This is a genomic window from Ruegeria sp. BF8 (genome assembly GCF_056538625.1).
Genome location: NZ_JBQFTL010000001.1, coordinates 871,730 through 896,002, shown reverse-complemented (window position 1 = coordinate 896,002; position 24,273 = coordinate 871,730). Strand labels below are relative to the sequence as shown.

The following is a 24,273-nucleotide window of genomic DNA, read 5'->3' as shown; positions in this document are numbered from 1 at the left end:
CTTAGCGGACCACGTAGACCGAAACGTTCGAGTGGCGCACCACTCGCGCCGCGTTCGGCCCCAGCAGGTAGTCCTTGAAATCCGGCTTGTGTGCGCCAATCACGATCAGATCGCTGCCGGCGCTTTCGGCGGTCTTCAGGATCTCCTGATAGGCCGTGCCGGTTGCAACGACATGGCGGATCGTGGCGTTGCGCTCCGACCCGACCGCATCGACACACAGCTCAACCAGCTTGTCATGCGCTTCGTGCTGCGCCTTGTCGTGGAAGTCGGGCCGGAAAAAGCCGGACACCCAGCTTTCACCGAAATCCGGCAGTACGGTCACCACGTCCAGCTGCGCCCCGTCAAGATCGGCCAGTTTCGCGGCAATTTTCAGGACAGGAGCATCGATATTGCCGTTGCTGATATCAACGGCGCACAGGACGGATTTTGTCATGCGGGCACCTCTTGTCTGGCGGCACGGCCGCGTTGCAGGAAGGCGATCAACCCCAGCAGCAGCATGGCCGGGATATAGATCAACTGTTTGGGCGGCTGGCTGACCGGAAGATCGGCGGATGCGATACGCACCGGCTCGTCCGCGTAATAGTCGAAATTGGCCAGGTCATCGGCGATGGGCGAGCCGAACATAGGTTCGTCCATCTTCACCAGGCCATCTTCCTCGATCAGCAAAAAGCCCATGGCATCAACACGCGCCGCACCATCGGGTTCGGCCCCCACCGTGACGACGACCGTCGTCTCGGTCATGTTGCCGGTGTCGAAATCCGGACCACTGACCACCACCCGCACGTCGGTGCCGGGTTCAGCCTCACCAATGGCCTGCACGAATCCGGCCGGCTCGACCTCGAGGTGCGAGGGCGAGATGCGATCCATGAAATAGTCCGGCCGGAACAGCGCGAAGGCGATCGCAATCAGCGCAACGCTTTCGTAGATGCGGCTGTGGGTCAGGAAGTAGCCCATCGTTCCGGCCGTGAACACGAGGATCGCAATCGTGGCGAATATGGCCACTATGATCCCCTCAACCCAAGTGACATCGATCAGCAGCAGGTCGGTGTTGAAGATGAACACGAAAGGCAGCGCCACGGTACGCAGGCTGTAGAAGAACGCAGTAAAGCCGGTCTTGATCGCGTCACCGCCCGATACGGCGGCCGCAGCAAAGCTGGCCAGACCCACAGGAGGCGTCACGTCGGCCATGATGCCGAAGTAGAACACGAACAGGTGCACCGCGATCAGCGGCACGATCAGGCCGCTTTGCGCGCCCAGTTCGACCACAACGCCCGCCATCAGCGAGCTGACGACGATATAGTTTGCCGTGGTCGGCAGACCCATGCCCAGGATCAGGCTGAGCAGCCCGACCATCACCAGCATCAGGATCAGATTGCCGCCGGACAGGAACTCGACCAGATCGGCCATCACCTGCCCCACACCGGTCAGGGTCACGGTACCGACGATAACGCCGGCCGTGGCCGTGGCCAGCGCAATGCCGATCATGTTGCGCGCGCCGTCGATCAGGCCCTGCCACAGATCGGCAACCCCATCGACAAAGGAGTTTGCCAGATCGCTTTGACCCCGGAAAATCGCCTTGAGCGGTTTCTGCGTCAGCAGGATCACGAACAGCAGCGCGGTTGCCCAGAAGGCCGACAGACCCGGCGACTTCTGTTCGATCATCAGGAAGTAGACCAGAACGATGATCGGCAGCAGGTAATGCAGGCCGGCCTTGTAGATCTCGGAGATCACCGGCAGCTTCACTTCGGTCGCGTTCGGGTCATCGGGCTCAAGGTCGGGAACCTGAGCCGCCAGGTACAGCAGAGCAACATAGACGGCGCACACCGCCAGGCTCAGGATCAGACCAGCGCTGGACGGCGCCCAGCTTGTGACGGCATCCACTGGGAACTGCGAACCATAGCAGAGCCCCGCGAACACCAGGAAGAACATCAGCATCCCCACGACCGTACGCGCCAGATGCACGTCGCGGTCGCCCAGAGTGGGCATGTTCCGCTTCACGGCCTCGAGATGGACGATGTAGACCAGCGCAATGTAGGAAATCGCCGCCGGAAGGAAGGCGTGGGTGATGACCTCGACATACGAGATGCCCACGTACTCCACCATCAGGAAGGCGGCGGCGCCCATCACGGGCGGCATGATCTGGCCGTTGACCGAACTTGCAACCTCGACCGAGCCGGCCTGCTCGCTGGTAAAGCCTACGCGCTTCATCAGCGGGATGGTGAAGGTGCCGGTGGTGACGACGTTGGCGATGGACGAGCCCGAAATCAGGCCGGTTGCGGCCGAACCGACAACGGCGGCCTTGGCCGGACCGCCGCGCAGGTGACCCAGCGCGCCGAAGGCCATCTTAATGAAGTAATTCCCTGCCCCGGCCTTATCCAGCAAAGCGCCGAACAGAACGAAGAGGAACACGAATTTCGTCGAAACACCCAAGGCGATGCCGAACACACCCTCGGACGTGATCCACATGTGGCTCATCGCCTTTTTCAAGCTGGCGCCTTTCCAGCGGATCACCTCGGGCACCCACTCGGACGAGCCGAAGAACACATAGGCCAGGAAGATCGTCGCAATGATCGCCATGGCGGGGCCAAGCGCGCGCCGCGCGGCTTCGAACAGCAGGATCAAGCCACCGAGGGCGATCCACTTGTCGACATCATCCGCCAGACCGCCCGCATTGACGATCTTGTCATAGAAGAAATAGCCGTAAAGGGCGACACCGGCCCCCAGTACACCCATGATCCAATCCTGGATCGGAATGTAGTTTCGCGGACTGGATTTAAGCGCTGGATAAGCCGCGAAGGCCAGGAACATCGCGAAGGCCAAATGAAACTGACGCGCGTTGTTCACAACGCTGCCGGGCAGCACATAGTTGGCAATCGGTGACGCCAGAACGACTTGAAAGATCGACCAGATCGCGGCCACGATCGCCAGGAACAAGCCGACATTGCCAGCCGGGTCCCGCGCCCCCGCATCCGAGGATGCGACCAGTTCCTGTAGTTCTTCTTCGGATAACGGACGATTGCCCTGTTGATCAGCGCTCATCAAATGTCTCCCCGTCCAACGGCCGGTTTCCGGCGCAGTTTTGGTATTACCGGCCTCTCACCGGTGAAAACGAGGCGCGAACAGCGCCTCGTTTCTGGACTTGAAGGTGGATTACTGGATCCAGCCTTTTTCTTTGTAGTACTTCTCGGCGCCCGGATGCAGCGGAGCCGACAGACCGTCCTTGATCATTTCCTCAGGCTTGAGGTTGGCGAAGGCCGGGTGCAGCTTTTTGAAGTCGTCGAAGTTCTCGAAGACCGAGCTGACAACCGCGTACACCGCATCGTCAGACACGTTTGCCGAAGTCACGAAGGTCGCGCCCACACCGAAGGTCTGGGTGTCAGCGTCCGAACCGCGATACATGCCGCCGGGGATGGTGGCCGTACGGTAGAACGAGTTGTCGGCAACCAGCTTGTCAACGGCTTCGCCGCTGACGTTCACCAGAACCGAGTCGCACGCAGTGGTGGCTTCCTGGATCGAACCGGACGGGTGGCCGACGGTGTAGACCATCGCATCGATCTGGTTGTCACACAGCGCAGCCGACTGTTCGGCGGCCTTCAGCTCGGTTGCCAGTTCGAAGTCATCCGTGGTCCAACCCAGGGCTTCCATCAGAACTTCCATAGTGCCGCGCTGACCCGAACCGGGGTTGCCGATGTTGACGCGCTTGCCCTTCAGGTCTTCGAAGTTCTTGATGCCGGAATCGGCACGGGCCACCACCGTAAACGGCTCGGGGTGGACAGAGAATACGGCGCGCAGCTCTTCGAACGGGCCGTTTTCCTCGAATTTCGACGTGCCGTTGTAAGCATGGTACTGCCAGTCGGACTGGGCCACACCGAATTCCAGCTCGCCTTCGCGAATGGTGTTGATGTTGTAGACCGATCCACCCGTCGATTCGACCGAGCAACGCACGCCATGTTCTTTGCGGCCCTTGTTCACCAGACGGCAGATCGCGCCACCGGTGGGATAGTACACGCCGGTCACACCGCCGGTGCCGATGGTGATGAATTCTTCGGCATAAGCCGCCGGAGCCATGAGGGCAGCGGTCACGACCGCGCCGAGGCTGAGCTTGCTTTTCTTGATCATTTAGGAACTCCCAAGATTCTTATTGTGGACGGAAGACAGGCCAAAGGCCCCTTGTCCGGGGGACGAGCCATTATGACAATCCGCATGAGCAGGCAACGGATGAGCTCAAATTTTCCCGAATTCTCCCAACAGTCACGATGGTTTGTTGCCCGTACCGCTGTTGTCAAGCGTTATGCGCCCGACCCCGGCGCCGGGACGCACATATGACGTAGAACCCGAAAATTTCCCCGGCTTGACCCCGCAACTATGGGTGTCGCACCGTGTTGACCGGTCCGCGGCGCGTCAAGTATGATCTATCAGGTCGCTGAGTTCGAAGATTTTTTGTTTTCTGACAATCGGTTATTTGTTTTTTCCTGTTCGTGTGAGTTCACAGCGTGATTGGTTATTCTTCTTTGCAAAGCAAATCGTCATCAATCAGCGAGTTCCGCTGGCATTTGTTTCTGGCGCTGGTCTTTACGGTCGCCGCCGGAGAGATGTTTTTCGACACATATCGCGTCGTTTACTTCGGCGCGGTCTCTTTCGACGACTATTCCCACTACCTGCTGTATCTTCTGGATGAAGAGCGTGGCCGCGTTCCCCCTTCGCCGCATGTTTACCGCATAGGCTCGGTCATACTTGCGCTGCCGTTCTACAATCTGCCGTTCGTGTCACTGTCTACCGGGTCAGGAGAAGTCTTTCTTCCTGACAGCGTTGCCGACGCCAAGGCTCTGGCCGCGATGTGTGCCGCCAACGTCTTCTACCTGGTCCTGACGGCGCTTCTGGTTTACGCCTATTTGCTGCGGCGTGTTGGAACCACTGCGCAATGGGCATTCATCGGCGCCGCGTCAGTTCTGTTTCTGGGGCAGTTTCTGGCGCTGGAAGGCAATGACGGCATATCGGTCTTTCCATTGACGGTGGCCCTTTTGTTGGCTGCCGAGAAGAAATGGAAGTGGTTTGTTCTTACCGTGTTTCTTGGCGCGTTCATCAATGAAAAGATCATCATCGTGACGCTGCTGATCTTTGGTCTGCGCGCATTGGTAATGATGTCCTTGCGCAGCGACGAGGCCAGGGTCACGGCCGCCCTGTTCTGCCTGTTCGTTGGATTTCTGGTTGTCATTACCGCATTTCCGTTTCCCGGCGTGAACGACAATCAGAGACAGGTTGGGCAATTCATCACCAGCGCGCTGTCCACGCTGAAAGGCAGCACAAGTGTCAAAGGACTGTATCTGAATGTCTGGCCGTTGTTGGTTCTGACCGCCTGCTGGTGGATTGCCGTAACCGGTCAGGCTGCAAATCAGGTCCTGCGCCGGACGGACGTTTTGGCGCTGCTGGCGTTTTTCTCGCTCATCGCCATGTTGAACGTACAGTTCAATATCGGTCGTCTGGTCACGTATTTCATGCCGTTTTTTGTCGTGGGCTGCATTCAGGCCCTCGCAGCCAGCGACAGCCAGCGCGCGACTACGCCCAGAGACGGTAATGGGTGACCGGTTCACCCGGCAACGCGAGGTCAGATGCTGAGCTTCTTGAACACCGGCTCGGGGATGTTTCGGATGATCGCCATGATCAATTGCCAAATCGGCTTGACGTAGATTACGTTCCGACCGCGCTCGACCGCCCGGGCCGTTGCGGCTGCAACCTCGGACGGCTGCGCGGTCAGACGCTCGGGCAAGTCCATTCCTTCGGTCATCTGCGTGTCGACGAACCCCGGAAGAACCGTCACGACATGCACACCTTTCTTGGCGAGCCGGTTGCGCAACCCTGACAGAAATGCGGTCAGGCCGGCCTTGGCTGATCCGTATACATAGTTGGTCGCCCGGCCCCGATCACCAGCCACGGAACTGACACCCACGATCGTGCCCGATCCGCGCTCTTCGAACCGGTTGGCAAAGGCTCCGAGGATCTGAGCCGGCCCTTCGAAGTTGCTGCGCATCACCAGAGAAGCCGCGGCGGCGTCCCTTTCGTTCTCGGCCTGCTCGCCCATGTACCCGACAACGCAAACGACGATGCCCGGCAATTCAGGCAACGCATCGATGAACCCATCGAAGCTGTTGGCTTCCAGAACGTCGAACTCGTGCAAGGTTGCCCCTATACCATAGCGCAGTTCGATATCGGCCTTGTCGGCCTCGAGCGTCTCAGCATTCCGGGCGGCCAGCTGGACCGGGTGCCCCCGCTCGGCAAACTCATGAGCGATGGCCTTGCCGATATCCGACCGGGCACCAAGAACGAGAACGGGTTCCATTGTCATATTTCAAGCCTTTCTGACTGGGCCGAGCGGAACCGGTCCCGCCAACCATTGACGTTGCGCGCCTCGCGGAATCGGGTCACGCGATCGTCTGATCTGTTCAAAGTATTGGCCGACATCCTGCTGTCTTTGGCCAGGTAGAACCGTCCACCATGTTCCAGAGTTATCCGATCCAGCTTGTCCATGAGAATGAGAGTTTTGTCGGAAATCGGGAAATCTAGCGCCAGCGTGTATCCCTCCATGGGGAAGGAAAACGGACTGTCCTGCGGGCCGAACCGTTTCAGCACGGACAAAAACGAACCCATGCCCTTGCCAGCGATGGCTTGCAAAAGCTCGGTCAGGCCGGCGCGTGAACGATGTATAGGCAACGCGCATTGAAACTGGGCAAAGCCGCTGCGACCGTAGATACGGTTCCATCCCAATATGGCGTCCAGCGGATAAAAGAACGTATCCCAGTTCACCAGCTTGGTGTCGCCGTTTCGAACTCCCATCCAGTAGTAACCGGCGTTGAATGCCCGAACCGTATGGCGATTCAAGGCAAACGACGGCAGATCCATCGGAACGGATTTTTTGCGCTTGGTCGGGCAGATCAGGGGTTGCCGGGCATACCGCCCCGGCAGGTCCGAGACCGCAGCGTGTTCTCCCAGCATCACCAGAGACCGCCCCAGGTTTCGGCCTGTGGACAAGCAGTCGATCCACGCGACCGAGTATGTTGCATCCTGTGCGGCCTCGAATGCATTCATCGCATCCTGAAGGCTGGGTGCGGCTATGGTCTTTTGCTTGATCCAACCTGACTCGACCGGCTGCAATCGAACCGCCGCCCGCACGATGATCCCGGTAAGGCCCATGCCGCCCAAGGTGTGATCGAACAATGCGCTGTTCGACGCGCGGCTGCATCGGGTGATCTCCCCGTCATCGCCCATGACCTCAACCCATTCGACGCAATGGCGGAAACTACCGACACGGTGGTGGTTCTTGCCATGAACATCTGCGGCGATGGCACCGCCGATCGTGACGAATTTGGTGCCCGGTGTAACGATCGGAAACCAACCCCGAGGCAGAAACGCTGCGATCACGTCGCCCAGCAGAACCCCCGCCTCGGCAACCAGCACTCCGGTCTGGTTGTCGAAGGAGACCATCCTGTTCAGATGCCGGGTGTGTACGGTTGTCGTGAGGCCAATTGCGCTGTCCCCATAGGCGCGCCCATTGCCGCGCGCGATCACATCGGGTCCCTCCCGCACGACCGATCGAAGGCTTTCGACGCTGCGCGGCGCGATCACTCTGGTCTCAAGAACGGGGTACCTACCCCAGCCGGAAAGCCTCATGCCCGCGCCTCCGCCGCGCCGGTGTTGAATACGAAGCGCTTATCCAGATGGTACTTGATCACGTAACCCACCGTCAGCCCGATAACCGCGCCAACCTCGCGCATTAGATCGGTTTTCCAAACCACCCAAAAGGCCGTCTCGGTGCCCCAAAAAATTGCGGTGGTGACCACACCCATCGCCGTATACAGCGAAAATTTCTGACCGTGGGCCTTCAGTCCCGTCTGCCGGTCATAGAAAATCCAGTGCTTGTCGAGGGTATATTTGACCACAAGCCCGACAAGTGTACCCGCAAACACTGCAGCCGCGAAGTACCAGCCACCCTCGCCAAGCGACAGGACTGCGCGCTGCGCAGCGAGGTTCAAGGTCATCGCCACGATGGCAAAGGCGGAATAGCGCAGAATCAACCCCTGAACCGTCACAGCATTGACCCCGCGACAACGAACAGCAGAATTATGGCAAAGCAAAGCAGGCTGACAGGGTCCTTGGCCGCGTAGATCACGGGATCATCGTGCATGTTGCCACGATGCGTAATCATGACGGTCCGGGTGATCCAGAACAGCAGGACCGCACACACGCCCCATAGGGCTTGCGGGTAGGAGTAGAGCTGCACCACCGCCGGCGAGCTGACGTAAAGTGCCATCACCAAAACGGCGACATAACCCGCGCTGACGGCGATCATGGAGATAATCGGAAGGTCATCCACGTGATAGCCGCGCCCGGTTGCCGACAATTTACCGCGCGCCGCATAGTCCACCAACTCGGCCTGCCTTTTGACCGCCGCAAGCGACAGGAACAGAAACATCGAAAATGCAAGGAGCCAGACTGAAAGCTCCAACCCTGTTGCCGCTCCACCCGCCACGATCCGGGTCGTGTAAAGGCCGGCCAAGACACAGATGTCGATGACCAACTGGCGCTTTAGATACAATGAATACCCGGTCGTCAGCACATAATACGCCACCATCACCAGGAAAAAATCCAGCCCGACCATGGCTGCAATGACCGAGCCTGAAATCAGCAGACCGGCAGCCATCCACGTTCCGGACGAAATCGGAATGCTGCCCGAAGCAAACGGCCGCGCGCGTTTGCGCGGATGCGCCCGATCTGCTGCAAGGTCCAGCAAGTCATTCAGGACATAGACACTGGATGCGATCAGGCTGAACGATATGAAAGCCAGCAACGACAACCAAAACACCTGCCCCGTCAGTTGATGGGCCGCCAGCATCGGCAAAAAGACCAGAAGGTTCTTCATCCATTGATGCGGACGCAACGCCTTGAGATAGGCCTTGGCGGTCACTTCGTGTGTGTGCAGATGCTCGACCTTGGGTGCGACCGCTTCCGCTTGTTTCGCCAGTCCCGGCCCCGCGTTCACGGAAACCGCCAGATTGGCCCTTCGCCACACCGCAAGGTCGGCGTGGGAATCGCCCATATAGGCGTATCCGCCCGGACCAAAGCGTTCGTCCAGAAACTCGGCTTTGTTTTCACCTTTCAGGTTCAGCGACCCGTCGGAGCCATAAACCTCGTCGAAAATACCCAGATGGGCTCCGATGCTTTGGGCAATGCCCTCATCCGAGGCCGTCACAAGAGCGGTCTTGCCGCCATCAGCGCGCCATTTCTCGACGTATTCCACCACCTTGGGATCATAGGGCAACGAGGTGACGTCAATTTCGGCCTCTTCGGCCAGGTAACGTTTCAATGAAGCGCGTCCACCCAACAGAGCCGCGGCGGAGTGAAACGGGCTGCGCCAGTTCCGTCCGAAAGCCGACCAAAAGCTTTCGTACAGCATGTCACTCTTCAAAAGAGTGCCATCCAGATCTACCACAAGGATTTTGCACATAAATCAACCAACTATAATCATTACCCGGGACGGGGAACTATGAGGTCCGTTATTGCAAAGCTCAAAAGGCATGGCAACTGCACAGCCGTGCCAGCCAACCCTTCTCGTCATAGCCTGCTTCGATATCACGTCAGTGCCTGTCACGGCTCTTTGTTTCACCAATTTCTATGGCCAAATGATGGCGTCACGGCCTGTCCCGGTGACGCTGTACCATAATCGCGTTCTTTCAAGTGTTTGACGGCTCTGCACCCAAAGCGGCCGTATTCATATTGCGCGAGCTTGAAGGATCACGTCACTCTGGAATGCGCCCACTTCAGCGCCCAGACACGCGCGGATACGCTGCCAGAGACACCGTGCAGCGGAGACACAGACGACCCTTGGCGTAGCTATAGTTGACGATCTGGAAACTCTACCGCCGCGCCCGATATTGCATCGAAGACGGTCCGGATCCCACTGTTCCGTGTACAGTTTCGTCGCACCAATTCGAGGCCGGATGCCCGTGCCGCAGTCAGCCGCACACGCGACAATTGACAGAGCAAATGCCCTGAACACTATAGCAAAACGGTTGCGGTGGTGGTGCCCAAGGAGAGACTCGAACTCTCACGCCCGTGAAGGCGGGGGATTTTGAATCCCCTGCGTCTACCATTCCGCCACTTGGGCCACGCGCATTGAATTACCGCCCATCTCGCCGAAGGTCCAGAGGCAAAAATCGGTCAATCGACGATCAGCCCGGGACAGATCGGTTGACGCCCCGTCGGACGCGTGGTTTGCCTCGTCATGACAAAGCTTGGGAACACGCGCTGATGCTGCAATCGCTTTATGATCGGACGATCCGACTGGCCGACCACCCGCACGCCCTGTGGGTGTTGGCATTTGTGGCATTCATCGAAAGCTCGGTCTTTCCGATTCCACCCGACGTGCTGATGATCCCTATGATTCTGGCCCGCCCATCGCGGGCATGGCTGATTGCCACCGTCGCGCTGGTGTTCTCGGTCCTGGGCGGGCTTTTGGGATACGCAATCGGCGCGTTCTTCTACGACAGCATCGGACAACCCATCCTCGAAGCGATGGGCAAGGGTCACGCGATGCAGGAATTCAACCAACGGTTCAACGATTTCGGGTTCTGGGCCGTTCTGACCGCCGGTGTCACGCCTTTCCCGTACAAAGTCATCACGATCATGTCCGGTTGGACAGGAATGCCGCTGGGAACTTTCATCGCCACTTCGATTCTTGCCCGCGCTTTGCGGTTCTACATCGTCGCCGGGTTGCTTTGGGGCTTTGGCGAGCCTATCCGAGACTTCATCGAAAAGCGGCTCGGGCTGATGTTCACATTGTTCATCATTCTTCTGATCGGCGGATTTCTGGTGGTGAAATACATATGACGCGGAAACGGACACTCATTTTGCTGGCCGCGGGTGGGTCCGCCGCATTACTTCTTGCGGCTTGGGGGTTCCAGTATCTGGGCGGCATGGCCCCGTGTAAATTGTGCATCTGGCAACGCTACCCGCATGGTGCGGCTGTGCTGCTCGGCGTGCTGGCTTTTGCATTTCCGGGCGTTCGACTGCTGCCCCTCCTCGGCGCAGCCGCTGCCGCCGCCACGTCCGGCATCGGCGTCTATCACGCCGGGGTCGAGCGCGGCCTGTGGGAAGGTCCGTCCAGTTGCACATCGGGCAGTATCAGCGGCCTGTCCGCCGAGGAGCTGATGGAGCAGATCATGGCCGCCCCGTTGGTACGGTGCGATGATATCCCGTGGGAAATGTTCGGGCTGTCCATGGCTGGGTGGAACGCACTGCTGTCCGCAGGTCTGGTTCTGGTGTGGCTGGCCGCCTGGCGCGCGCGCTGACCCTACTGTGCGTCCAGTTCCGCGTCCCAGTACAGAAAGTCGATCCAGCTTTCGTGCAGGTGGTTCGGCGGAAATTTCCGTCCGATATTCTGCAGCATACTGGCGTCAGGCTGCCGAGGCGGCTTGCGCAGGCTCATCCCCGCCTGACGCAGCGATTTCGACCCCTTGCGCAGATTGCACGGGCTGCAGGCGGCCACCACGTTCTGCCAACTTGTGACACCCCCTGCTGCACGCGGCACGACATGGTCGAAAGTCAGTTCGCCCCGGCTGCCGCAGTACTGGCAGCGGAATTCATCCCTCAGAAATAAATTAAAGCGCGTGAAGGCCACGCGCTTTCTGGGTTTCACATAGTCTTTCAGGACAACCACCGACGGTATTCGGATCACCGTACTCGGGCTGCGGACCACTTCGTCATACTCGGCGACGATATCGACCCGGTCCAGCCAGGCGGCCTTTATCGCCTCCTGCCAGGGCCACAGCGACAGCGGATAGTAGGAAAGCGGGCGATAATCGGCGTTCAAAACCAATGCCGGATGGTGCTTGAGGGCACCTGGCTCCCTGACAAATTCGGTCCTGAAATCTCCGTCCATGGCTGAATCGCTCCTCGCTCTCGGCTGCCTGTATGGGACACCAGAGCGGGGAGCACCCGCCCCGGTCTTAACTTAACTATATATCGTGTTAAAACTCTGACAAGTCCTGTTTTTCCACAACATCTCGGTAACGGACTATTCTGAATCCGTAACAATCACGTGACAGTTATCCACAGCTTGCGCAGGTCCGGAACTGAGAGTATGGCGGAGCTCATGTCATGGTTCATCCGCTTCAACAAACCCTTTGACGTGCTGCCGCAGTTCACCGACCGGCAAAATGCCGACTCGCCCCGCAGCACCCTGTCGGATTTCATCGACCTGCCGGGGGTCTATCCGGCCGGGCGGCTGGACCGTGACAGCGAGGGGCTGATGCTGTTGACCGACAATGGGCGGCTGCAATCCCAGATCTCGGATCCCAAGCACAAAATGCCCAAAACCTATTGGGTCCAGGTCGAGGGCATCCCGGATGCGGCTGCCATTCGGGCCCTGCGCGACGGGGTCGAGTTGAATGACGGCATGACCCGCCCAGCCAAGGCGCGGCTGATCGACGAACCCGAGGGTCTGTGGCCACGCACGCCCCCAATCCGCGAACGCAAGACGGTGTCGGATTGCTGGCTGGAACTGACCCTGCGCGAGGGGCGCAACCGGCAGGTGCGCCGCATGACGGCCGCCGTGGGCCACCCCACCCTGCGCCTGATCCGCGCCCAGATCGGAGACTGGACACTGGACGATCTCGCACCCGGCAGTTGGGACAGCTTGCCGATGCCCGTTCTGGAAACCGCCCCCCAACGCAAGCGGGACCGGCGACCGCGGCGGTGACTTTTTCGGCGATTTCCGCTATCATATCTTCATGAAAGTAGCAGCCGGAATCCCGTCGCCTTCGGGCATTCTCGAGGCCGCGCTGTATGTCGATGATCTGGACGCCGCCGAACGGTTCTATGGCGAGGTTCTGGGCTTGGAACGCATTCAGCGCGTCAAAGGTCGGCATGTGTTCTTTCGGGTCGGCGCCTCGGTGTTGCTGTTGTTCAACCCGGACCAGACGGAACAGCCCACGACCAACCCTAACCTGCCGGTGCCGCCGCATGGCGCACGCGGTCCGGGGCATGTGTGCCTGATCCTGACGCGCGACCAGATCGCGTCGATGCGCAAGCATCTGCTGAACTGGAACGTCCCGGTCGAGGCCGAGTTTGACTGGCCCAACGGGGCACGATCGCTCTATGTGCGCGACCCGGCCGGAAATTCGGTGGAGTTTGCCGAGGGTCACCTGTGGGGGTGACCCTGCCGCGTCACAGGCTCAGCTTGTCGCGCATGAAGGCCAAGGCGACGCCCAGCCCGTCGGGCGCGATACCGTGGCCGGTGCCCTTCATGACATGAGCAAAGACCTCCTTGAAGCCTGCGCGCTGCAGGGCCTCGGCGGCCTCGGGCAGCGATTGCGGCGGCACTACGTCATCGGCATCTCCATGAACCAGCAGTACAGGCATCCGGCTGACCACCTCGTCGGCCAGCAGGTCCGGCTCCAGCAGGCGGCCGGAAAACGCGATCACGCCGGCCACCGGATCTTCGCGGCGCGGAGCCACGTGCAGGCTCATCATGCTGCCCTGGGAAAAGCCGAACAGCACCACCTGCTCGGGCAGCACGTCCTCGTCCACCATCAGGGCATCGAGAAAGGCGTTGAAATCCTCGACCGCCATTTCCATGCCGCGCCGAGCCTCTTCCTCGGACGAGCCGTCGATCCACGGGATCGGAAACCACTGATACCCGTTGGGCATGCCGGGGATCTGCTCGGGCGCGTCGGGGGCCACGAACAGCGTGTCGGGCAGGTGTTCGCCCAGAACGTCCGCAAGCCCCAGCAGATCGGCCCCGTTGGCGCCATAGCCGTGCACGAACACCACGACCGAGCGCGTGTCGCCCGAAACCGGCTCTTTGCGGAGCGCGTTCAAAACCCGTGTCATCTGATCCCTTCCCTATCCTTGGCCACGCGGTAATAGGCCCACAGAACCCGGGCTGCAACCGACCGCCACGGCGACCACGCCTTGGCCATTTGCCGCAGCGCCTTGTCGGTCGGCCGATCCGGCAGGCCGTACAGCATCCGTGCGGCCTCCTGCAGGGCCAGATCGCCGGGCGCGATCACATCCGCCCGCCCCAGCGAGAACATGGCATAGATCTCGGCCGTCCAGACCCCGATGCCCGGCACTTGCGTCAGGGTCGCAATGACCACGTCATCGGGTGCCTGGCGCAGGGCCTTGTAGTCGATCCGCGCATCGGCCAGCGCACGGGCATAGCGGATCTTCTGGCGGCTCAGCCCCACGGCGCGCAGCTCATCATCGGTGGCCCATTTGATCTTGCGCGGCCAGGTCAGGCCGGCCTGCTGCATCCGCCCCCAGATCGCGTTGGCCGAGGCTACGCTGACCTGCTGGCTGACGATGGCGCTGAGCAGTTGCGCGAAGCCGTCGGGCCGGCGGCGCAGGGGCAGCGGGCGGGTCAGTTCGATCGCGTGCGCCATGCGCGGACAGGCGTCAGACAGCCACTCGGCCCCTTCCGCAACGCATTCTGGTGTCTCGATAATTCGACCAACGGTCATGGCTGCTCCGGGTGGCGGTTCGGGGCGCAGGTTAGGCTGCTTTGTCGCATATGCAACCCGCTTGTATGTCCGCCGGTTCGCCGATACCCATTTGCGCATGACGATGACCAGCACTGCCCCCGACGATACCCGCGCCAAGCGCAACGTTGCCGTTCTGGTGGCGGCGCAGGCGATTCTGGGCGCACAGATGCCGATGATCTTCATCGTCGGCGGATTGGCGGGCCAGTCGCTGGCCAGCAACGCCTGCCTCGCCACGCTGCCGATTTCGCTGATCGTTCTGGGGTCGATGCTGGCGGCCACGCCGGTCTCGGCCATCATGCAGCGCTGGGGCCGCCGCGCCGGGTTCCTCGTCGGCGCAACCGCCGGAGCGGTGGGCGGCGCCGTAGGAGCCTATGGCCTGTACCTAGGGTCGTTCCCCGTCTTTCTTGTCGGCAGCCTGCTGACCGGCATCTACATGAGCGCACATGGCTTCTATCGCTTTGCCGCCGCCGATACCGCGTCGGACGCATTCCGGCCCAAGGCGATCTCTTACGTCATGGCTGGCGGTTTGGCTGCGGCCATCATCGGGCCGCAGATCGTCAAACTGACCTCGCAGGCCTATGTCATTCCGTTTCTGGGCACCTATTTCGCGGTGATCGCGGTGAACGTCATCGGTTCGGTCCTGTTCCTGTTTCTGGACATACCGACACCCGACCGCCCATCGCAGGATGCACCCAAAGGCCGGTCGCGGCTCGAACTGCTTAAAACCCCGCGCATCGCCGTGGCCATCATCTGTGCCATGGTCTCATACGCGCTGATGAACCTTGTGATGACTTCGACGCCGCTGGCCGTTGTCGGCTGTGGCTTCTCCGAAGGTGATGCGGCGGATGTGGTCACCAGCCACGTTTTGGCGATGTACGTTCCCAGTTTCTTCACCGGCCATCTGATCGCCCGGTTCGGGGCCGAGAAGATGGTTGCCATCGGGTTGGCGATTTTGGGCGGCGCGGGTGTCGTCGCGCTGCAGGGCGTTGAGATCGGGAACTTCTTTCTGGCCCTCGTGCTGCTTGGCATCGGCTGGAACTTCGGCTTCATCGGTGCCACCAGCATGCTGGCGGCCGAGCACGATGTGCATGAACGCGGCCGCGTGCAGGGCCTGAACGACCTGCTGGTGTTCGGAGGCGTGACGATTGCGTCGCTGGCCTCGGGCGGATTGATGAACTGTTCTGGCGGGTCCCCGGTCGAGGGATGGACCGCCGTCAACCTGGCGATGGTGCCGTTGCTGACTTTGGCGGGCGGCGCGCTGCTGTGGCTGGTGCTCAGACCCCGCGAGGCCAAACTCTCCTGATCACCACCGACCGGTGGTCGCGGTCCAGATCAGTGACACGCGCCGTCGGATCTCGCCCACGTTCAGCGCACCAGCAGCGACCCGACCGGGCTCAGCCAGCACATGACGCAGGACGCGGTCTGCCTGCCAGCCGCCATAAAGCGCAGGGCGCGCCTGATCCGAAACATCGGCGCGACGCGCCCGGGCCGCGGCCATCCGGTCCAGCGCGCGCTCGGCCAATTGGCGCACCCCGTCCGGTGTCCCATCCAACAGGGGGACGCGCCCGCGGGCTTCAAGCTCGGGGATGGCGCGAAACCAGTTCGCCACACCGACCGCATAGCCAAAGTCGCGCAGGACCGTTTCGTCGGCGGCACCCAGGGCTTGCGCCGAGGCGACCATCAGCGAGCCCGCGCTGTGGGTCAGGTATGCCTCGAAGTGTTCCTTATCCTCGAACGGATCCCGGTAGATATCCCAACGCCTTACGGCCACATATTCATCCAGAATCGCCGCCAGATGCGGGGACAGGACGCGCGACAGGGGCGTGACCACCTCGTGCCGCCGCACCGTGGGTCCTTCAGCGATCTCCTGCAGCGCGTCGCGCCACCATTGCAGGCGCATTTCCGCGATCATCGGCTCTTGGGTGACCCACGGCGCGCGGGCGACCTCGATATTCATCGCATAGATGGGAAATAGCACAGCCCGCGCCTGAACCGGCGCCGCCATCGCGGCCATGAACCGATCAGGGTCGGCCCGGTGGACCAGCGCCGCGCAGGCCTTGACGTCGTCGTCGAAGGGCACGCTCACTCGGCCACCACCGATTGCGGGCTGCAATCGCGCACCAGCTTCCACTGGATCGCTTCCAGCAGCGCCTCGAACGAGGCATCGACGATGTTCGCGCTGACCCCAACCGTGGACCAACGCCGCCCCTGCCCGTCTTCGCTGTCAATGATGACGCGGGTCACCGCCTCGGTCCCGCCTTGGGTGATGCGCACCTTGAAGTCCACCAGGTGCATATCGTCCAGGATGGGCGAGTACTGCCCCAGATCCTTGGCCAGCGCCTTGGCCAGCGCGTTCACCGGGCCACGGTCGCCGCCGCTCTCGTCCATCGACTCACTGACCGACAACTTCTTCTCACCGTCCACCTTCACCACGACGACCGCCTCGGACAGGCTGACCATCTGGTTGTACTTGTTCTTGCGCCGCTCGACCGTGACCTTGTAGCGCTTGACCTCGAAGAATTGCGGCAGCTGGCCCAGTTCATCGCGGGCCAACAGCTCGAAACTGGCCTGCGCTGTGTCATAGGAATACCCCTCGGCCTCGCGCGCCTTGATCCGTTCCAGGATGCGCCCCAACGCCGGGTCGCCCGGCTCCACCTGCAACCCGGCCTCGGTCAGGCGTTTGCGCAGGTTCGACTGGCCGGCCTGGTTCGACATCGGAATGATCCGCGCATTGCCCACGGTGGCCGGATCGACATGTTCATAGGTCGAAGGGTCCTTGAGGATCGCACTGGCATGCAGCCCCGCCTTGTGCGCAAAGGCCGACGCCCCGACATAGGCCGCCTGTTTGCTGGGCACCCGGTTCAGGATGTCGTCCAGCATGCGGCTGATGCGGGTCAGACCGGTCAGCGCATCGCGGCTGACCCCGATCTCGAAGGCCGAGGCATAGGGTTCCTTCAACAGAAGCGTCGGGATCAGGGCGGTCAGGTTGGCGTTGCCGCACCGCTCACCCAGCCCGTTCAATGTGCCTTGGATCTGGCGTGCGCCGGCATCCACGGCCGCCAGAGAACAGGCCACGGCATTTTCGGTGTCGTTGTGGGTGTGGATGCCCAGCCGGTCGCCGGGAAAACCCGCCGCGATCAGCTCGGACACGATCCGCCCCACTTCGGCCGGCAGCGCGCCGCCATTGGTGTCGCACAACACCACCCAACGGGCACCGGCCTCCAGCGCAGCCTGGCAGACCCGCATGGCATAGGCGGGGTTGTCCTTGTAGCCGTCAAAGAAATGCTCGGCGTCGAACAACGCCTCGCGCCCCTGCGCCACGATATGCGCGACCGAGGCGCGGACGTTCTCGACATTTTCCTCCAGCGAGATCCCCAGCGCGTCGGTCACGTGATAGTCATGCGACTTTCCGACCAGACAAACCGCCCGCGTGCCGGCGTTCATGACGGCGGCCAGCACGTCGTCATTCTCGGCCGAGCGCCCGGCCCGCTTGGTCATGCCAAAGGCGGTCAGGCAGGCGCGCGTCTTGGGCGCGGCGTCAAAAAACGCGCTGTCGGTGGGGTTCGCGCCGGGCCAGCCGCCTTCGATATAGTCCACCCCCAAAGCATCCAGCGCCTGCGCGATCTGGACCTTTTCGGCGGTCGAGAACTGAACGCCCTGCGTCTGCTGCCCGTCGCGCAGCGTGGTGTCATAGAGGTACAGGCGCTCTTTGGTCATTCCACGCCCTCCAGCCTGCTGGCATCAAAGCCAGCGCCGGGCACCAGTTCGACCCCGTCCTTGCTCATCCGCACTTCCAGACCAGCCGCCAGATAAGCGGCCTTCAACCGATCCACTTCCGAGAAATCCTTGGTCTGCATCGCCTCGGCCCGAACACGGGCCAGCCGGTCGGCATGGGCCGACAGATCCACGTCGTCGGTTTCGGCCCAGGCCCCCATGTCAGGCTCCAACAGGCCCAGGACCCGCGCACTGGCCAGCAAGGTCGCGGCGTCGCCGTCCGAGGCCAGACGATGCAGCTCGGCCAGGGCGCCCGCGGTGTTGAGGTCATCGGCAAGCGCCTCGATCACCTCGGGCGCCGCGCTGGGTGCGGGCTCGATGCCCGCAGTCAGCGCCCGCCACTTGCGCAACGTGGCCTCGGCCTCGCGCGCCTTCTTCTCGGTCCAGTCCATCGGCTTGCGATAGTGGGTCTGCAGGAAGACGAACCGGATCACCTCGCCCGGCACGCCCTGATCCAGCAGGTCATGCACGGTGAAGAAATTGCCCAGTGATTTGGACATCTTCTTGCCTTCGACCTGCAGCATCTCGTTATGCAGCCAATAGCGCGCAAATTCGCCGTGCGGATGGGCGCATTTGCTCTGGGCAATCTCGTTTTCGTGGTGCGGGAACATCAGGTCATTGCCGCCGCCATGGATGTCGAAACTCTCGCCCAGCAACTCATAGCTCATGGCCGAGCATTCGATGTGCCAGCCCGGACGCCCCCGGCCCCAGGGCGACTCCCAACCGGGCAGTTCATCGTCCGAAGGCTTCCACAGCACGAAATCCATCGGGTTCTTCTTATAGGGCGCCACCTCGACCCGCGCGCCTGCGATCATGTCGTCGACCGAACGGCCTGACAGCTTGCCATACTCGTCGCGCCAGCTGTCCACCGCGAACAGAACATGCCCCTCGGCCTCATAGGCGTGCCCCTTGGCGATCAGGTCCTCGATCATGGCGATCATCTGGTCGATATACCGCGTGGCCCGCGGCATCTGGTCGGGCTCCAGCGCCCCCAGCGCGCCCATGTCATGCAGGTACCAGCCGATCGTCTCGTCCGACCGCTTCTGCACCAGTTGCTCGAGCGTACCTTCAGCTCCGGCCTGCTTGCGCGCCAGGGCCGTCGCGTTGATCTTGTCATCGACGTCGGTGAAGTTGCGCACATAGGTCACATGCTCGGGCCCGTAGACGTGACGCAGCAGACGGTACAGCACGTCAAACACCACCACGGGCCGTGCATTGCCCAGATGCGCCCGGTCATACACGGTGGGACCACAGACATACATCCGCACGTTGTCGGGATCGATCGGAACGAAATCTTCCTTCGTCCGGGTCCGCGTGTTGTGCAGTTTGATCGTCGTCATGCGTCTGGCTCCTGGATACAGCAATAGCGTGCGCGTTGACGCGGGCTTAGCAACTTGTCTCAGGGAAGAAAACGAAAGAAACCGGCCCGCGTGAAAGTTCAGCAGGGAATGCAGCAGATAATGATGCAGGTCTTCCGGTTCATGGCCCATCGCATAACACGCCCGGTCCCGCGCGCCAAGACTTCTATTGCCGGCGGGGGAAGCTGATTGACAAATCATCGCGGCTCTGACCCATTCGGCGGACTTGCTGCAACGGAGGCGCGCCATGAAACTTTCGCACCGCATCACGCATCTGACCGGAGGCGGTTCGGACGGGTGGGACGTGTTCTATCGCGCGCGCCGCATGATTGCCGAAGGCCAAGCCGTGACCGAACTGACCATCGGCGAGCATGACATCCGCACCCACCCCTCGATCCTGGCCGAGATGGACCGGTCGGCCCGCGCGGGCCATACCGGATACGCCATGGTGCCGGGCACGGATCTGCTGCGCGATACCGTAGCCGCGCGGGTGCAGACCCGCACGGGCGTTCCCACCACGCGCCACAACGTGCTGATCACCCCGGGCGGACAAGCCGCACTGTTCGCCGCGCATATGACAGCGTGCGACCCGGGCGATGTGGGTCTCTATCTCGATCCATTCTACGCGACCTATCCCGGCACGATCCGAGGGGCGGGCGCGATCGCGCGCGCGGTTCAGACCCGGGCCGAGGACGCCTTTCAACCCGACGCGGCCCGGATCGCGGAACGGGCCGAGGGTGCCGCATCATTGCTGATCAACACGCCGAACAACCCGACCGGGGTCGTTTATTCCCGCGAGACCCTGACCGAGATCGCCGATCTGTGCCGCGAACGCGACATCTGGCTGATTTCGGACGAGGTCTATGACACGCAGGTCTGGGACGGCGCACACCTGTCGCCCCGCGCCCTGCCCGGTATGGCCGACCGCACCCTGGTCGTGGGCTCGATGTCGAAATCCCACGCCATGACCGGGTCGCGCTGTGGCTGGATCGTTGGCCCCGAAGAGGCCATCGAACATCTGATCAACCTTGCCACGCACACCACCTACGGGGTTCCGGGATTCATTCAGGACGCTGCCAGCTTTGCGCTGACCGCCGGGGACGAACTGGAGGAAGAGGTCGCGGCCCCCTTCCGCCGCCGCCGCGCCCTGGCGATGCAGGTTCTGGCCCGACAGAACACGGTGGGCCTGATCCCGGCTCAAGGCGCGATGTATCTGATGCTGGACATCCGCGCGACGGGGCAAAGCGGCGAAGACTTCGCCAATGCGCTGCTGGACACCCACGCCATCGCGGTCATGCCCGGAGAAAGCTTCGGCCAAGCCGCCGCTGGACATGTGCGCGTGGCCATGACCATTGACGATGACCGGTTCGCCGCCGCCCTTCAGACCCTATGCGATTTCGCCGCCCGGTTGGCGAGCCAGACGGCGGCCGAGTGACCGAGACGGGTTTTGTTCAGAACCGGAAGGTCGTGCGCAGATTGAAGGTGTTGGTATCCAGATCGCCGCGCGACCGCGTGACATCGTTGAAATTCTGCCGCAAGGCTTCGCCACTGATGATCAGGCGGTCGCCCAGAGGGTAGGCTACGCCGATCCCGTAGACGGCCGCCGTGTCGCTGTCGCCCGAAGTATTCGCCCGCGCGGCACCCACCACGACGTAGCCCAAAGCGCGCCCGAACTCATACCCGCCGCGCAGTTTCACGCGGGATACGCTGTCCAAACTGCCCTCCGAAGCGCCCAGGTCGAGGTTCAGCCGGTCATATTCCAACTCACCCCCGACGACGAAGCTGCCCAGATCCAGATCGTATCCGATATTCGCGCCGATGCTGCCCGAGTTGCCCCCACTGCCGCCGGGGCCGTCCGCGTCGGTATATCCGAAGGTGAACCCGGCATAAGGCCCGGTCCAATCCTCGGCCAACGCCACCTGCGCCGCTGGAATCAGCAGGACCGACAGCAAGGCGCGGATCAGTTTCATGCAGACCTCCGGTTTTCGTTCAGCACCCTTTGCGATTGCAACAGATGCGGTAATGTGCACCTCAATTAAACATGTGCTTTGGTGCCGTCAGATCAATTCAAGTCACGCAAATCTTAACAATAAGTAATGGAAGCATAACATATTTCGCCCTTTGCATGAGGATTTCCTGCGGCGTTCATCGAAGTTCCAAATTTTCGGGGCCAAAAGCGACATCGGTCGCAAACAGGACAGATTGCTTGCGCGGACCCTGACACCATTCGTCACAGGAGTTGAGGACCACATGCCAAACGATATCTGGAAGATCTGCCTGATCAGCCGCACCATCGGTGCCGATCGGGGGCGTGCGGCACGAGGACGGCCGTGACGGGTTGAAGCTTCCCCCTTTTGACCTGACTTTCAATTTGGAATCCTCACCATGAACGACCACTCCCGCTCAACGTCCCGCAGTGGCGGCCGCGCCGCCCGACGGGCCGCCCGTGCCGCGGCCCTGCCCGAACATCTACGCCCCGTCCGCCCGGGGCTTGAGGGCGGCACCTACAAACCGCTCAGCCAACAGGACATGGAGCGTATTCACTCCGCCGCTCTCGATGCGCTCGAAACCATCGGTCTGGCCGACGCGCCACCCAGCGGGATCGATTACCTGGTCAATGCCGGCTGTACGCTGGGCGATGACGGACGCATCCGTTTTCCCCGGGCGCTGGTCGAGGACACGATCGCCCGCGCCAACCGGTCGGTAACGCTGTACAGCCGCGACGGCAAAACCGATCTCGAACTGTCCGGCGGACGCGTTCATTATGGAACCGCCGGTGCAGCCGTCAGCATGGTCGACGCCCAAGGCCGCAACTACCGCGACTCAACCGTGCAGGACTTGCACGATGCCGCGCGGATTTGCGAACAACTGGACAATATCCATTTCGTGCAGCGCCCCATGGTCTGCCGTGACATCACCGACAACCGCGAGATGGACCTGAACACGATTTATGCTTGTTGTTCTGGGACTTACAAGCATGTCGGAACATCCTTCACAGACCCCAGCTATGTAGCTCCGGCCATGGAAATGCTGCATATGATCGCTGGCGGCGAGGATAAATGGCGTGAACGGCCCTTCGTCTCGAACTCGAACTGCTTTGTCGTGCCTCCGATGAAATTCGCGACCGAGAGCTGCCAGGTGATGGAAGAATGCATCAAGGCGGGGATGCCGGTCCTGTTGCTATCCGCTGGGATGGCGGGTGCCACGGCCCCGTCAACGGTGGCCGGTGCGATTGTCCAGGCTACGGCGGAATGCCTGGCAGGTCTGGTTTATGTAAACGCCGTAAGCCCAGGCGCCCCGGCGGTTTTTGGCACTTGGCCTTTTGGCCTTGATCTCAGGACCGGTGCAATGAGCGTCGGATCTGGCGAGCAGGCCCTGTTGACGGCAGGTTGCGCCCAGATGCACAAATTCTACGACCTGCCCGGCGGCGCTGCAGCCGGTGCTTCGGACTCCAAACTGCCCGACATGCAAGCCGGATGGGAGCAGATGTGTTCCAACGTCATGGCCGGGCTGTCCGGCCTGAACATGGTCTACGAAGCAGCCGGCATGCACGCTTCGCTGCTGGGTTTCTGCTTTGAAAGCCTGATCCTTGGTGACGATCTGATCGGTCAGGCCCTGCGATGCGTTCGTGGGATCGAGGTCACGGACGAAACGCTGGCGCTGGACCAGATCGCGTCGGTCTGTCTCGGTGGTCCGGGTCACTACCTGGGAACCGACGCAACACTCAGCCGGATGCAGGCCGACTATGTCTATCCGGCGCTTGGCGACCGGACCTCGCCCAAGGAATGGGCCGAGCTGGGCAAGCCGGACCTGGTCGAAAAGGCAACCGCGCGCAAAGAGGAGATCCTTGGCGCTCCGTCCCCGGCGCGTTTCGATCCGGCGCTGGATGCGGAACTCAGAAGCAGGTTCAACATTCACTTACCCGCATAACCAATTGAAAAGCAGCCCAGATCACTCTGGGCTGCCTCGTACTTCAAGCTGTTAACCGTTGCTGGGCGGCAGCAGACCGGCTTCTTGCGCGGCTGCGATTTCGGCCTCATCCAGAGCGCCGTCACCATTCGCGTCCAAAAGCGAGAACGCATCGGCATCCATGTCGGGCACAACGGCCTGAACCTCTTCGATGGTCAGAACGCCGTCGCCATTTGCGTCAGCCGAGCTCTGCGCGAATGCAAGCGCAGGGAACCCGAGGGCAACTGCGGCCAGAACGGCCAGTTTCTGAGAGTTCATTGTCAGTCTCCTGATAGGGGGTTTGTGGTAGTCTGTCCGGACAGGCACACAAAACACCTGCTCAGCCGCACTGTCATCGGCCGCAAAGATTTTCCAGCAATTCGCGCCAATCCCTGCCCGTTTGGGCCATTTGGAGTCGCAAGCTTTCGCTGTGCCAAGCCGCCCGCTGGCGCATCGGCACAACTTCCCTCATCCGTACCCCCGTTCCCGGCAATCTGCCGCTCAGCCCGACCGAGTCGAAAAAAGAAAGGGGGCCGAAGCCCCCCTGTCAGTTTTGCTGTCCAGGCTCAATTCGTTGACCGCCCGGTATTTTTTTGCCTGCGGCCTGGACTGCACATGGGACGAGCGCACCCGCCCCGTGAGAGAGTGGGAAGGACCGA

Annotated in this window: 23 protein-coding genes and 1 tRNA gene; 8 read left to right on the top strand and 16 right to left on the bottom strand. The window is 61.5% G+C overall.

Annotated elements, in window-relative coordinates; translation table 11 throughout:
* Position 1: 1 nt before the first annotated feature.
* From ACR0LD_RS04445 to ACR0LD_RS04435, 3 genes are all read right to left on the bottom strand, one after another.
* On the bottom strand, positions 2-433 hold the full coding sequence (locus tag ACR0LD_RS04445; RefSeq protein WP_170338483.1) for a universal stress protein: 432 nt from the start codon (positions 431-433) through the stop codon (positions 2-4).
* Positions 430-3,039: a TRAP transporter permease gene (locus tag ACR0LD_RS04440; RefSeq protein WP_480635700.1), complete on the bottom strand. Its 2,610-nt coding sequence runs from the start codon at positions 3,037-3,039 to the stop codon at positions 430-432. Before ACR0LD_RS04440 ends, ACR0LD_RS04445 begins: the two co-directional genes overlap by 4 nt.
* A gap of 111 nt (positions 3,040-3,150) precedes the next feature.
* Positions 3,151-4,119 carry a TAXI family TRAP transporter solute-binding subunit gene (locus ACR0LD_RS04435; protein WP_170338481.1) on the bottom strand — a complete coding sequence of 323 codons (969 nt, stop codon included), beginning with the start codon at positions 4,117-4,119 and terminating at the stop codon, positions 3,151-3,153.
* 374 nt (positions 4,120-4,493) lie between these two features.
* On the opposite strand from ACR0LD_RS04435, the gene ACR0LD_RS04430 reads away from it, so the two are divergent.
* Positions 4,494-5,582 (top strand): hypothetical protein, encoded by a 1,089-nt coding sequence (locus ACR0LD_RS04430; protein WP_480635699.1) that lies wholly within the window; start codon positions 4,494-4,496, stop codon positions 5,580-5,582.
* 23 nt (positions 5,583-5,605) lie between these two features.
* On the opposite strand, the gene ACR0LD_RS04425 is transcribed toward ACR0LD_RS04430, so the two are convergent.
* The 5 genes from ACR0LD_RS04425 to ACR0LD_RS04405 all read right to left on the bottom strand — a co-directional run bounded on the left by ACR0LD_RS04425 (position 5,606) and on the right by ACR0LD_RS04405 (position 10,159).
* Complete coding sequence (locus tag ACR0LD_RS04425; protein ID WP_170339020.1) at positions 5,606-6,343, bottom strand: SDR family oxidoreductase; 738 nt, start codon at positions 6,341-6,343, stop codon at positions 5,606-5,608.
* A complete protein-coding gene (locus ACR0LD_RS04420; RefSeq protein ID WP_170442794.1) occupies positions 6,340-7,665 on the bottom strand; it encodes an FAD-binding oxidoreductase in 1,326 nt (441 codons plus the stop codon). Before ACR0LD_RS04420 ends, ACR0LD_RS04425 begins: the two co-directional genes overlap by 4 nt.
* A complete protein-coding gene (locus tag ACR0LD_RS04415; RefSeq protein ID WP_480635698.1) occupies positions 7,662-8,069 on the bottom strand; it encodes a GtrA family protein in 408 nt (135 codons plus the stop codon). The genes ACR0LD_RS04420 and ACR0LD_RS04415 overlap by 4 nt, the downstream gene beginning before the upstream one ends.
* Before the next feature lie 11 nt (positions 8,070-8,080).
* Positions 8,081-9,499, bottom strand: coding sequence for a UbiA family prenyltransferase (locus ACR0LD_RS04410; protein WP_170359123.1), 1,419 nt, complete (start codon positions 9,497-9,499; stop codon positions 8,081-8,083).
* 574 nt (positions 9,500-10,073) lie between these two features.
* Positions 10,074-10,159: transfer RNA gene (locus ACR0LD_RS04405), tRNA-Leu, on the bottom strand.
* A gap of 143 nt (positions 10,160-10,302) precedes the next feature.
* Between ACR0LD_RS04405 and ACR0LD_RS04400 the strand changes: the two genes are divergently transcribed.
* The gene (locus ACR0LD_RS04400) at positions 10,303-10,881 is read left to right on the top strand and encodes a YqaA family protein (protein ID WP_093962156.1); all 579 of its coding nucleotides are present in this window, start codon (positions 10,303-10,305) and stop codon (positions 10,879-10,881) included.
* Complete coding sequence (locus ACR0LD_RS04395; protein ID WP_170359121.1) at positions 10,878-11,342, top strand: disulfide bond formation protein B; 465 nt, start codon at positions 10,878-10,880, stop codon at positions 11,340-11,342. The genes ACR0LD_RS04400 and ACR0LD_RS04395 overlap by 4 nt, the downstream gene beginning before the upstream one ends.
* Before the next feature lie 2 nt (positions 11,343-11,344).
* Here the strand turns inward: ACR0LD_RS04395 and ACR0LD_RS04390 are convergent, their stop codons facing one another.
* Positions 11,345-11,932: an HNH endonuclease gene (locus tag ACR0LD_RS04390; protein ID WP_093962158.1), complete on the bottom strand. Its 588-nt coding sequence runs from the start codon at positions 11,930-11,932 to the stop codon at positions 11,345-11,347.
* A 213-nt stretch (positions 11,933-12,145) separates the two neighbouring features.
* On the opposite strand from ACR0LD_RS04390, the gene ACR0LD_RS04385 reads away from it, so the two are divergent.
* The gene (locus tag ACR0LD_RS04385; RefSeq protein ID WP_170359275.1) at positions 12,146-12,751 is read left to right on the top strand and encodes a pseudouridine synthase; all 606 of its coding nucleotides are present in this window, start codon (positions 12,146-12,148) and stop codon (positions 12,749-12,751) included.
* A 31-nt stretch (positions 12,752-12,782) separates the two neighbouring features.
* Positions 12,783-13,208, top strand: coding sequence for a VOC family protein (locus tag ACR0LD_RS04380; protein ID WP_170359117.1), 426 nt, complete (start codon positions 12,783-12,785; stop codon positions 13,206-13,208).
* Positions 13,209-13,218: 10 nt separating this feature from the next.
* On the opposite strand, the gene ACR0LD_RS04375 is transcribed toward ACR0LD_RS04380, so the two are convergent.
* Complete coding sequence (locus tag ACR0LD_RS04375) at positions 13,219-13,884, bottom strand: alpha/beta hydrolase (protein ID WP_170338468.1); 666 nt, start codon at positions 13,882-13,884, stop codon at positions 13,219-13,221.
* Positions 13,881-14,513 carry a DNA-3-methyladenine glycosylase family protein gene (locus tag ACR0LD_RS04370; RefSeq protein WP_480635697.1) on the bottom strand — a complete coding sequence of 211 codons (633 nt, stop codon included), beginning with the start codon at positions 14,511-14,513 and terminating at the stop codon, positions 13,881-13,883. Before ACR0LD_RS04370 ends, ACR0LD_RS04375 begins: the two co-directional genes overlap by 4 nt.
* A 97-nt stretch (positions 14,514-14,610) precedes the next feature.
* On the opposite strand from ACR0LD_RS04370, the gene ACR0LD_RS04365 reads away from it, so the two are divergent.
* Positions 14,611-15,837 (top strand): MFS transporter, encoded by a 1,227-nt coding sequence (locus ACR0LD_RS04365; protein ID WP_170390708.1) that lies wholly within the window; start codon positions 14,611-14,613, stop codon positions 15,835-15,837.
* Here the strand turns inward: ACR0LD_RS04365 and ACR0LD_RS04360 are convergent, their stop codons facing one another.
* From ACR0LD_RS04360 to cysS, 3 genes are read right to left on the bottom strand one after another with little or no spacing between them, the layout of a single operon-like run.
* Complete coding sequence (locus ACR0LD_RS04360) at positions 15,838-16,614, bottom strand: squalene/phytoene synthase family protein (RefSeq protein WP_170367208.1); 777 nt, start codon at positions 16,612-16,614, stop codon at positions 15,838-15,840. It lies immediately after the preceding gene.
* A gap of 2 nt (positions 16,615-16,616) precedes the next feature.
* Entirely contained in the window at positions 16,617-18,251 is a 1,635-nt protein-coding gene (cimA, locus tag ACR0LD_RS04355; protein ID WP_480635696.1) for a citramalate synthase, read from the bottom strand.
* Positions 18,248-19,648 carry a cysteine--tRNA ligase gene (gene cysS, locus ACR0LD_RS04350; RefSeq protein ID WP_480635695.1) on the bottom strand — a complete coding sequence of 467 codons (1,401 nt, stop codon included), beginning with the start codon at positions 19,646-19,648 and terminating at the stop codon, positions 18,248-18,250. Before cysS ends, cimA begins: the two co-directional genes overlap by 4 nt.
* A 265-nt stretch (positions 19,649-19,913) precedes the next feature.
* Here cysS and ACR0LD_RS04345 point away from each other — a divergent pair, with 265 nt between their 5' ends.
* Positions 19,914-21,101 (top strand): pyridoxal phosphate-dependent aminotransferase, encoded by a 1,188-nt coding sequence (locus tag ACR0LD_RS04345; RefSeq protein ID WP_480635694.1) that lies wholly within the window; start codon positions 19,914-19,916, stop codon positions 21,099-21,101.
* A 16-nt stretch (positions 21,102-21,117) separates the two neighbouring features.
* Here the strand turns inward: ACR0LD_RS04345 and ACR0LD_RS04340 are convergent, their stop codons facing one another.
* A complete protein-coding gene (locus ACR0LD_RS04340; protein ID WP_170367167.1) occupies positions 21,118-21,636 on the bottom strand; it encodes an outer membrane protein in 519 nt (172 codons plus the stop codon).
* 415 nt (positions 21,637-22,051) lie between these two features.
* Here ACR0LD_RS04340 and ACR0LD_RS04335 point away from each other — a divergent pair, with 415 nt between their 5' ends.
* Complete coding sequence (locus ACR0LD_RS04335; protein WP_480635693.1) at positions 22,052-23,596, top strand: trimethylamine methyltransferase family protein; 1,545 nt, start codon at positions 22,052-22,054, stop codon at positions 23,594-23,596.
* Between the two features lie 51 nt (positions 23,597-23,647).
* On the opposite strand, the gene ACR0LD_RS04330 is transcribed toward ACR0LD_RS04335, so the two are convergent.
* Complete coding sequence (locus ACR0LD_RS04330) at positions 23,648-23,893, bottom strand: EF-hand domain-containing protein (protein ID WP_093962168.1); 246 nt, start codon at positions 23,891-23,893, stop codon at positions 23,648-23,650.
* Positions 23,894-24,273 lie beyond the last annotated feature (380 nt).